At 60.6% G+C, this 9,660-nt stretch carries 10 protein-coding genes; 9 read left to right on the plus strand and 1 reads right to left on the minus strand.

Features of this window, described 5'->3' with window-relative positions:
- Positions 1–305: 305 nt before the first annotated feature.
- Complete coding sequence (locus BTH42_RS33965; protein ID WP_075305539.1) at positions 306–947, minus strand: ABATE domain-containing protein; 642 nt, start codon at positions 945–947, stop codon at positions 306–308.
- 168 nt (positions 948–1,115) lie between these two features.
- Here BTH42_RS33965 and BTH42_RS33970 point away from each other — a divergent pair, with 168 nt between their 5' ends.
- From BTH42_RS33970 to cysC, 9 genes are all read left to right on the plus strand, one after another.
- The gene (locus BTH42_RS33970; protein WP_075305540.1) at positions 1,116–1,805 is read left to right on the plus strand and encodes an HAD family hydrolase; all 690 of its coding nucleotides are present in this window, start codon (positions 1,116–1,118) and stop codon (positions 1,803–1,805) included.
- Between the two features lie 47 nt (positions 1,806–1,852).
- On the plus strand, positions 1,853–3,079 hold the full coding sequence (locus BTH42_RS33975) for a transaldolase family protein (protein ID WP_075305541.1): 1,227 nt from the start codon (positions 1,853–1,855) through the stop codon (positions 3,077–3,079).
- Positions 3,080–3,096: 17 nt separating this feature from the next.
- Positions 3,097–3,840 (plus strand): hypothetical protein, encoded by a 744-nt coding sequence (locus BTH42_RS33980; RefSeq protein ID WP_256702517.1) that lies wholly within the window; start codon positions 3,097–3,099, stop codon positions 3,838–3,840.
- On the plus strand, positions 3,840–4,565 hold the full coding sequence (locus BTH42_RS33985) for an SDR family NAD(P)-dependent oxidoreductase (RefSeq protein ID WP_075305543.1): 726 nt from the start codon (positions 3,840–3,842) through the stop codon (positions 4,563–4,565). Before BTH42_RS33980 ends, BTH42_RS33985 begins: the two co-directional genes overlap by 1 nt.
- 13 nt (positions 4,566–4,578) lie before the next feature.
- The gene (locus BTH42_RS33990; RefSeq protein WP_075305544.1) at positions 4,579–5,727 is read left to right on the plus strand and encodes a hypothetical protein; all 1,149 of its coding nucleotides are present in this window, start codon (positions 4,579–4,581) and stop codon (positions 5,725–5,727) included.
- 133 nt (positions 5,728–5,860) lie between these two features.
- Positions 5,861–6,550: a bifunctional 2-polyprenyl-6-hydroxyphenol methylase/3-demethylubiquinol 3-O-methyltransferase UbiG gene (locus BTH42_RS33995; RefSeq protein WP_178392302.1), complete on the plus strand. Its 690-nt coding sequence runs from the start codon at positions 5,861–5,863 to the stop codon at positions 6,548–6,550.
- 28 nt (positions 6,551–6,578) lie between these two features.
- Positions 6,579–7,826: a nitrate/nitrite transporter gene (locus BTH42_RS34000; protein WP_075305546.1), complete on the plus strand. Its 1,248-nt coding sequence runs from the start codon at positions 6,579–6,581 to the stop codon at positions 7,824–7,826.
- A complete protein-coding gene (locus BTH42_RS34005; RefSeq protein ID WP_075305547.1) occupies positions 7,826–8,557 on the plus strand; it encodes an inositol monophosphatase family protein in 732 nt (243 codons plus the stop codon). The genes BTH42_RS34000 and BTH42_RS34005 overlap by 1 nt, the downstream gene beginning before the upstream one ends.
- A gap of 25 nt (positions 8,558–8,582) precedes the next feature.
- The gene (gene cysC / locus BTH42_RS34010) at positions 8,583–9,185 is read left to right on the plus strand and encodes an adenylyl-sulfate kinase (RefSeq protein WP_075305548.1); all 603 of its coding nucleotides are present in this window, start codon (positions 8,583–8,585) and stop codon (positions 9,183–9,185) included.
- The last annotated feature ends 475 nt before the right edge of the window (positions 9,186–9,660 follow it).

Consider the following 9,660-nt stretch of genomic DNA (forward strand, 5'->3'; position numbering starts at 1 on the left):
GCAGCATTGATGGCTTCGGCCGTCATCGGACCGTTGCCGAACTGCTCAAGCAGTTCGGCCGGAATCGCCGGCAGTTGTACCGGCTGGGCTTTCGGTTTGCGAGGCATAAACTCTCCTTGCGAGCATGTTATGCCTTAAACACGAAATTCCTGACAGGCCCACCGCTACTTCTGCGTCTGGATCGAATATGAGGACTAAGCCAAGCATATAGCCTGTCGCGGAGCCTCGCTGCCACCACTTCGGCTACTGAATGTTCGCACCCCAATGCGCTCCACCGCGGCGGACACAGCTACCGGTCGACCTGCTCAAAGCCCGGCCGCTCGCGCATGCCGTCGCGCTTTAGCACGATTTCCGCACACATCCATCTGACACCAGCGCCGCCTGCCGCTCTTGCTCGTGTCGAGGAACATCCAGTCGCAATCGTCCGACGCGCAAAGTCGCAAGCGGCCGAGCTCGCCGGTCAGAAGTTCTGCGGCGCACAGCGCTACCGGTCCCAAAATACGATCGAAAAGATTCTCCGCGGTAACGGCCTGCACCCAATTCCACTGAAAAGGCACACCGTCTCCAGCTTCCTCGATATGCCGGTATGGCAGCGTATGAGTAAGCATCCGGTTCAACTCCGCGGTCCCGTCCGCGCACGCTCGGCCATCCACTGTTGCCTCAAACAGGCGATACAGCCGGTCCCGGAACGCAATCAGTTCGGTCAGTCGCGTATGAGCGCTCGCCGGATCCGACGCGATCGCGCGAAGCAGATTGGCCTGCTCTTCGGGTGTTGTCAGATTTGCGCGCGCGGCCCAGGTGGCCACATCGTTCGGACTGCACAGGTTTTCCTCGAACGAACCGAGCGATCCGTTCGTGCGCCGGCCATTCGCCGTGTTGACGAAGTCCAGACAGGCGCTCCCGCCAATCAGGCGAATGCTCTCAATCCTTCCACGATGCTCTGGCATGACGGGTCCCCCATGAGTTCGTGAATTATGTCACATGAATAAATCGCGCCCCGGAAAAATCGCAAATAGCGGTTACGAATAACCGGTAATAACTCCTTGACAGGTTATTTTTCGGTCGCCAGAATCAGTCCCACATGACCCGCGCACACCTTGCAAACGAGGGGATCAATGGGCGAAAGCAAAGTGAAAGATTGCGAGGTGCAAGAGGATGAGCGCCTCATCATCTTCGATTGCGATGGTGTGCTCGTCGACAGTGAGCCGCTCGGACTCTCGATTCTGGCGGGGATGTTGCGGCAGTTGGGCGTCGATATCGAAGACGACTATGCGGTCGACCGCTTCCGCGGCAGGCGGATCGCCGCGTGTCTGGCGGAAGTGGAGCGCTCGTATCGCCTCAAGCTCCCCGAGGCTTTCGAACGCAATTTCCGGGCCGAATCGGCGAAGGGTTTCGCCGCCAATCTGACAGCGGTCGACGGCGTCGCGGACGCGCTGGACGCAATTCATACGCCGAGTTGTGTTGCCTCCAGTGGCCCGTCCGAAAAGATTCGGCTGACGCTATCTTTGACCGGACTACTTTCCCGGTTCGATGGGCGAATCTTCAGTGCATACGAAATCGGCGCGTGGAAACCGGACCCGGCGCTATTCACTCACGCGTCGCGGGAAATGGGCGCGGACCCCGCGCGGACGATCGTGATCGAGGACAGCGTTGTCGGGGTTCAGGCCGGCGTGGCAGCCGGCATGACGGTACTCGGTTCCGCGCCCGAGCATCGCGCAACGGAGTTGAGCGCGGCCGGCGCGACCACCACCTTCTCAACGATGCATCTGCTGCCGGATCTCATTTCGCATTACCAATCACTATAGAAGTCTGGTCAACAGGTATTCGAATAAGATAGTGAGGAGGAGAGAGAATGAGGTTTCTGAATAAAATCGCGTCATATAATTCGGATGCCGAATTGTGGTGGGATTCTTCACCGGCGGTATTCGACAGTTGGGCGAAAGCTATTCGAATTTCCAGTAAAGACATCAGCCTGCTGTTCAATTCGCGGGAACCTCTCTGGTCTCTATTCAGGGGTGCTACGACGAACCCGCGTCTGATCGCCGACTGCATCACCGAGCAATCCGCGCACTGGCAAGCCGAGGTCCACCGGCTCATCGACGAAACACCCTACGACTCGCTGCAGTCGATTTCCTGGCGTCTCTACAAGACAGTACTCCATGACGCGGCCTCCCGCCTCAGGCATTTGTGGGAGAGCACCGACGGAAAATACGGCTGGGTCTCCGCGCAGGTCGATCCCCGCGATTGCCTCGACAGCCACCGTATGTATCAGCAGGGTCTGGAACTTGCCGCACTGGGTCCGAACGTGATGGTCAAGGTACCCGGAAGCGCGGCGGGGTACGAGACGGTCGAGCAACTCGTCGCGAGCGGCATTTCGATCAACAGCACCTTCTCCTATACCGTGCCGCAGGTGCGATGTTGTCTGCGGGCGATCGAAGCGGGTTTGCACCGGCGTAAAAGCACGCCAGTGCGGTGGCGCAGTGTCATCACGTTCATGATCGGCCGTTTTGGCAGTCAGGGCGATCTGCTGGATCAGGCGCGTGCCCGGGGGATAGAACTGAGGCTCGCCGACGTTCGCTGGGCGGAAGTGGCGATTTTCCGCAAGATGCTCAGTGAAATAACGGATTCCGGAATTCCCGCGAAGTTACTTCTTTCCAGTATCAAGGCCGATCCCGCTCCAATCGGTGACTCTGTCAGCTGCTGGCATCTCGAGAAAACGGCGGGCACGCCGATCGCCTATACGCTCACGCCGACGCTGCTCAGAAGCCTGATCGACGCGAACTATACGCTGCCCGATGTGGCGAAGCCGGGGAACATACAGGAACCCGAAACGATTCCGGGCGCTTTGCATACGCGGCTGATGTCGTTGCCGTACTTTGCCAGCGCAAGCACGGCCGGTGGCATGACGGTCGAGTCATTTCATCATCAGGGTGCGTTCATCACCACCGCGGCGGAAGCGTGCGCAGGTGTCCGGCGTATGCACGATTTCATCGCTCAGGCCTTTCAGGCTCGCCACTGGCATTACCCGAAGCCGAGCTTTCCGCCGCCCGGCAGGGTGCCGTCGCCACTGGCCGTGTGAGGCACACGATGAAACGGATGATTGCGCTATGGGCACACCCACGCTCCCTGTCGACGGCGTTCGAGCGTGTGTTTATCGAGCGCGGCGATTTTCGGGTTTTTCACGAGCCCTTTGCGAGTTGCCGGTTCGCAGGTAGCCACGCCGAGTACATCCCATTCAACCACCTGTCGCAAAGCGCTGCCGGTTCGTATCGGCAAGTGCGCGACAGTCTGCTCGAAGCGGCGAATCGCACCAACGTTTTTCACAAGGACATGTGCTACCACTGCGTCGACGAACTGCTCGCCGATGCGGAATTTCTCGCCTGCCAGACCAACGCTTTCATTATTCGCGAGCCGAAGACGACGATTCTGTCGCATGCCGAACTGTTTCCGGACATGAAGCTCGACGCGATCGGATACGAGGCGCTTTACCGGGTTTTCGAGCGTGTTCGTGAGTTGAATGGAAATGTTCCGGTTGTAATTCATGCACAGGATCTCGCAAGCCGGCCGGACGCGACGATGAAGGCGTTCTGTGATGCGGCCGGGATTGCACACCGTGCCGACGCGCTGCAATGGAACGCCGGTATGCCCGCGCAATGGGAGGCGTGGCGCGAGTGGCACAGCGAAGCCGGTGCAAGCACCGCGATCACGCGGAACGCGGCCCGCACCTATACCGTGGATTTCGACTCGAATCCGCGCTTGCAAAGTTATTACCAGCATCATCTTCCGTTCTATGAACTGCTGAACCAACAGAAGCTTCGTCTACCGGTGGAGGTTGTGTAATGCAACAAGTGATAGTCACGGGCGTGGGCAACGGAATCGGCGCGGCCGTCGCGCGAAAGTGCGTGGCGCAAGGCGTAACGGTTATCGGATGCGACATCGACGGGCCGGCAATCGAGCGGCTCGCGCAGGAGTTTCCGCGCAATACCTTCTTCGGCGAGGTCGTCGATGTCGGCGACCTGGGTGCGCTGCGGCGCTTCTTCGGGCGCTGTACGGAGCGCTTCGATTCTCTCGACGGACTCGTGAACAACGCCGGTCTCTACCACGGCAAGAGTGTCTACAAGTACTCCGACGATGAGATCGACCGCATCATTGCGGTCAACCTCACCGCGCTCATTCATCTATCGAAGGATTTCGCCGCACACGTACAGCAAACCGGCAAAAGCGCGGCTATCGTCAACCTCACGTCGGTCGCCGGAGAAGTCGGCAGTTCCGACGCGCTCTATGGCTCGACCAAGGCGGCGGTGATTGGCCTGACGAAGAGCAATGCGATGAATTTCGCGCCCCATCTTCGCGTGAATGCGGTGTCGCCCGCATTGATTCGCGAAACCGCGAACTATCACCGGATTCCGCAATATCGGCTGGAAGAGTATCAGCGTCAGGAAACGCTGAAAGAGCCGATCTTGCCGGAAGGCGTCGCGGACGTCGTGATGTTCCTGCTGTCGGATGCGAGCCGGCATCTGACCGGAAAGATCGTGCCGGTGGACAACGGCGCGTACCCACGCTGAGCGGAGAACGAACATGTCCCGCATCACTGATCGCAACAGCCGCATCATGCTTTTCGGCACCGGTAACCTGACCGGCAACGTGCTTCATCTGCTCGCCCGCGACGATCGCGCGGATCTCGTCGTCGTCGGCAGAAGTCTGGAGTCGGCCACGCGCTTGGCCAATCTGGTTCGTTTGACCGCGCTGCAACTGGGCCGGACCGTCCGGGTGACGCCCGACGCGGCGGACCTGCTGGATACGGCGCGCACGGCAGAAGTCATCGCGAGGCACAACCCCGCGGTGATCTTCAATGGCGCATCGCTGCAGTCGTGGCGCATTATTACGAACCTGCCGAAGCGCCACTTCGATGAACTCGACGCGGCCCAGTTCGGCCCGTGGCTGCCGATGCATCTGACGCTGATGCATCGGTTGATGACCGCGGTCGTTGCGGCCGGTGTCAAGCCGGTGGTCGTGAACGCCGCCTATCCGGACGCGGTGAATCCGGTCCTCAGTCATCTCGGGCTTGCGCCGCTCGTCGGCATCGGCAATGTGTGCAACGTCGTTCCCGCGATCCGCGCAGCGATCGCCGAGCACTTCGGTGCATCGCCGGAACAGGTCGGTGTAAAGCTGATCGCGCAGCACTATTTCAGCCATTATGTGCCGCGCTACGGCGAGCCGACCGACGCACCGTTCTGCATGGATGTCGAACTCGATGGGACCGATGTGAGCGCCGAGGTTCCGGTGAAGGCGATCCTCGAAGCGGTGGGCAGTCGACATCGCCGCCTTGGCGGCATCGACGGTCAGATTCTGACGGCCGCATCCGCGGTCAGTGTGCTGCGCGGCCTTCTGTCCGAGCGGCCGGTACGCACCCACGCGCCCGGACCGTTAGGGCTGCCAGGCGGCTATCCGGTCGAGATCGACAGGCTGAAGGTTCGGCTCGATCTGCCGAAACACGTCACTGTCGCCGACGCGGTGTGGATCAACGAGCAATGCCAGATGGCAGACGGTATCGAGCGGATTGAACTCGATGGCACGGTGCGCTTCTGCGACTGGTCGATGGACATCATGAAGCGGCTGCTCGGTTACGACTGCCGCGTGCTGCGTCCGGACGAAAGCCTCGATCGCGCGACGGAACTCGCTGCGAAGTATCGCGAATACGCGACGTACATCGGCGCCGCGGCATAAGCACGATTGTCCCCTCCCGAATCTCCACGCACGGAACATTTCGATGGAACAAGACATTGTCGAACCGGCCGCGGCGGTCGCCGCGGATTTCGCCGGGCAGTATCACCGCTCGTTCGTCGAGCGCTGGGACGAATTGATTAACTGGGACGGCAGGGCGAAAGCGGAGAACGGTTTCTTCCAGAAGCTGTTGAAGCAACGCGGTGTAAATAGCGTACTCGACGTTGCCTGCGGAACCGGGTATCACGCGATCGATCTCGCGCGCGCCGGCTTCGCGGTCACGGCATCGGACGGCAGCGCCACGATGGTCGAAAGAACACTGGAAAACGCTCGCGCTTGCGGACAGCCGATGCAGGTTCATCTTGCCGACTGGCGCTCGCTAACGTCCGAAATCCACGGGGCTTTCGACGCGGTGATCTGTCTTGGCAGTTCTTTTTGCCACCTGCGCTCCGAGGCGGACAGGCAGGCCGCGCTCGCTCAGTTTCGCCGAGCGCTGAAGCCGGGAGGCCTGCTCCTGATCGATCAGCGCAATTTCGATGCGATCCTCGCCGGAAGCTACCGCCCAGCCGGAAACGTCGCGTATTGCGGAAAAACGGTGCGCGTCGAGTTCGAGAACATGAGTGACGATAACGTTGATTTCGTCTATTCGTTCGAGGCCACCGAGCAATACCGCCTCTCCGTTCATCCGATTCAAGCAGCCGCATTGCGCCGCGTGATCGAGGACGCCGGTTTCGAGTACCTGAATGCGTATGGCGACTTCGAAGAACGGTACGACCCGCTGACATGCGGCTTCGTGCTCCACGTTTGCCGCAATCCGGCGCGCTGACGCGGCTGTCCACCCAGAGGAGGACTTCATGCAAGCAAACACAGATACGACTCATGCATTGGCAAAAACGGCCGTGCTGGCCGCCACGCTGACCGCCTTCGTCGCGGCGACATACGGATTTGGCGTGTATCTGTTCGCGACCGTCGTGATCGAGATGAAGACGGCGCTGGATTTCGACTACACGACGGTCGGCACGATCACGGCTGCCGCGCAGATCGGCTTTCTTGCATTTGCATTTGCCGGAAGCCTTGTGAGTCCTTTGATTGGCGGCGGTACGCTGGCGCTGTTATCCGTCGGCTTGTGCGGTCTCTGTCTGTTTGCGCTGGCGTTCAGCACGAGTGCGCTGCAGGCCGGCGTTTTGCTGACGCTCCTCGGGGGCTGCTCAGCTTCCGTGTACGTGCCGCTTGCCGAAATCGTCACGATGCATGTTCCGCAAGCGTACCGGGCGCGTTTGCTCGGCTTGATTTCGAGTGGCACGAGCTATGGCGTGTTCGCGAACGGACTGTTCGTGCCGTATGCGGTGCCTCACTGTGGCTGGCGCTCGGTCTGGATCGTCTCCGGCAGCGCGACCGTGGTGTTGACGCTGCTCGCCGTCTTCGTGTTCGCCCGTTATCGACTCTTCGGGGAACGAAGCAAGCCGCGCTCCGAAGCGCAGCGGCACCGCGCGGTCGAAGCCGGTGGCAGGAGCCAGCTTCCGGTGATCTGGGGTATCGCGTTTATCAACGGTTTGACGCTCCTGCCGTATCAGACCTATCTGGTGCCGATGATTCGCGAAGAACTTCATCATTCGATCGCCACGGCGGGCCACGTGTGGTCGCTGATCGGTGCGATCGGGATGTTCGCGGGTTTCGCACTCGGCGCGCTGGCGGACCGGATCGGCGTGCGCCGTGCGCTGCTGATCACCTTCGCTTTCGCGATCGTGGCGGCCGCGTTGATCTGGTTGCCGATGGGGGTGGCCGGCCTGTATCTGTCGGCGGTGCTATTCGGCCTGTCGTTCTATCCGATCTTCGGGCTGGTACCCGCCTACATGAGTAAGACGCTTGCGCCGCTGGCGCTGACGAAGGCGTTTGGGATTGCGAACGTTATGGTGGGGATCGGCGGCATGTTGGGCAACTTCGCGGGCGGCTGGGCGAAAGCGCAACTGGGCAGTCTGACCGGCGTCTACGCGGCGATCGCCGCGCTGCTGTGTCTGCAGTTCGCACTTGCGTATGCTCTGCGCAGCGATCGAAGCGCGAGCACGCTGCCGATCGGAGGCAGTCTCGCGAGGCGGCCGTGATGGCCGCTGGGCTGAGCGACCATGATGTCGCGATCTGTTCGGCGAACCTGGCGGCCGAGTATCTGGTTGAGCGTCACCGAACGACGACCCGCCGCAACAACGAGCCGGCCGTCGATCGGCAGGCCGATCGCATCATCCGCGCTTTTCTGACGTGGCACCGTCCAAACGATGCCGTGCTGAGCGAGGAATCGGGCGAAACGGCAGGGCGCCGCGAGCGCGAGCGAGTCTGGATCGTGGACCCGCTGGACGGCTCGGCCGAATATCACCGGGGCGGCCGACATTGGGCGGTATACGTCGCGCTGGTCGAGAACGGCATGCCAGCGGCGTGCGCGGTCACCGCACCGATGCGCCCGAAGCAGAGGATGGCCAGACGAACTCAAGGCCACGGCCCCCTCAGAGTCGCGCTAAGCCGCGACCACGTCGACCCGCGCTGCCTGGATATAACGAGCGCGCTCGGCGCGATCCCGCTGCATTTGCCGTCGGCGGGCGTCAAGGCACTCGCGGTAATCGACGGCGAGGCGGACGTTTATTTGCATGCGGGTGGACAGCGCGAGTGGGACTCGGCCGCACCGGTCGGCATTGCGATAGCGGCCGGCCTCCACGCATCGCGACTCAGTGGCAAGCGATTGATATACAACCAGCCCGATCCATCGATACCGGACCTGCTGATCTGCCGCGCCGAAATAGCGGAACTAGTGATCGGACACGCGCGAAACGCCGGATTCCTGTAATCGCTGTATTCGCACGGAGTGTCGAATGACTGTAGACGTATTTGCATCCCAGCTTCAGACACACGATTTCCGGGTCGACTGCGCGTCGAGATCGCGCTTGCTGCGACAGAGGCCGGCGATTCTCTGGTTCACCGGACTTTCCGGCGCGGGAAAATCGACGATCGCGAACAGCGTCGAGATGCGACTGCACGCATCCGGCCGCTTGACGTATGTACTCGATGGCGACGCTGTGAGGCTCGGCTTGTGCAAGGATCTGAGCTTTAGCGACGCGGACCGCCACGAGAACGTCCGCCGGGTTGCGGAGGTGGCGAGGCTGATGGCGGACGCCGGCATGATCGTGCTGGTCTGCTTCATCTCGCCATTCCGCGCGGACCGCGAAATTGCGCGGGCCACGGCGGCGGAACACAGATTCGCCGAAATTCACGTCCACGCACCGGTGGAAGTGGCGGAGGCACGCGATCCGAAGGGGCTATACCGACTCGCGAGATCGGGAGTGATCCAGAACTTCACGGGAATAGATTCGCCGTACGAGCCACCCGAAAGTCCGGATGTATTCATCGGCACGTCGGAGATGTCGATCGAGGACGGAGTCGACGAAGTTCTGAAGTGGTTTGAAGAGCCGCGGTGATCCGCGGCCGGGAGCGTAGCCGAAAGCCAGGCGCGAGGGTGTCTGGCTACGCCCACGCGGCAGTTGCGGGGAAGTACCGTGATCCATTGACGTGCGGGTACCCGAATGCGACCAAAAAATAATTTCTAAAATATGCTTGACGGTGTCGCGTTGGGTCTTCATAATTCGCCTCCCGTTTGATGACGGACGCGAAGAAAGCAGAGCTTCTTAGCGAAAGATCTTTAAAAATTAACAGCCGATAAGTGTGGGCACTTGATGCGGAATGCGGCGGCGGTTCTTAGGAATCACCGTATGGCAAAAGTATCAAAAGCCTCACACAGTATCAGAGGAAGGTTTGTCTGTCGAAAGACGGATTAATCATCGTCAGTACGTTGAGTGAGCGACCGGTTCAGAGATGAACCGAAAACAGTAACAGGTTTGAACTGAAGAGTTTGATCCTGGCTCAGATTGAACGCTGGCGGCATGCCTTACACAT

The sequence above is a fragment of the Burkholderia sp. SRS-W-2-2016 genome, from assembly GCF_001931485.1.
Classification (GTDB): domain Bacteria; phylum Pseudomonadota; class Gammaproteobacteria; order Burkholderiales; family Burkholderiaceae; genus Paraburkholderia.

Coding starts and splice junctions, on each gene's coding strand:
- BTH42_RS33990 (WP_075305544.1), top strand. CDS start 4,579: ATGTCCCGCATCACTGATCGCAACAGCCGCATCATGCTTTTCGGCACC.
- BTH42_RS33985 (WP_075305543.1), top strand. CDS start 3,840: ATGCAACAAGTGATAGTCACGGGCGTGGGCAACGGAATCGGCGCGGCC.
- BTH42_RS34005 (WP_075305547.1), top strand. CDS start 7,826: ATGGCCGCTGGGCTGAGCGACCATGATGTCGCGATCTGTTCGGCGAAC.
- BTH42_RS33965 (WP_075305539.1), bottom strand. CDS start 947: ATGCCAGAGCATCGTGGAAGGATTGAGAGCATTCGCCTGATTGGCGGG.
- BTH42_RS34000 (WP_075305546.1), top strand. CDS start 6,579: ATGCAAGCAAACACAGATACGACTCATGCATTGGCAAAAACGGCCGTG.
- cysC (WP_075305548.1), top strand. CDS start 8,583: ATGACTGTAGACGTATTTGCATCCCAGCTTCAGACACACGATTTCCGG.
- BTH42_RS33975 (WP_075305541.1), top strand. CDS start 1,853: ATGAGGTTTCTGAATAAAATCGCGTCATATAATTCGGATGCCGAATTG.
- BTH42_RS33970 (WP_075305540.1), top strand. CDS start 1,116: ATGGGCGAAAGCAAAGTGAAAGATTGCGAGGTGCAAGAGGATGAGCGC.
- BTH42_RS33980 (WP_256702517.1), top strand. CDS start 3,097: ATGATTGCGCTATGGGCACACCCACGCTCCCTGTCGACGGCGTTCGAG.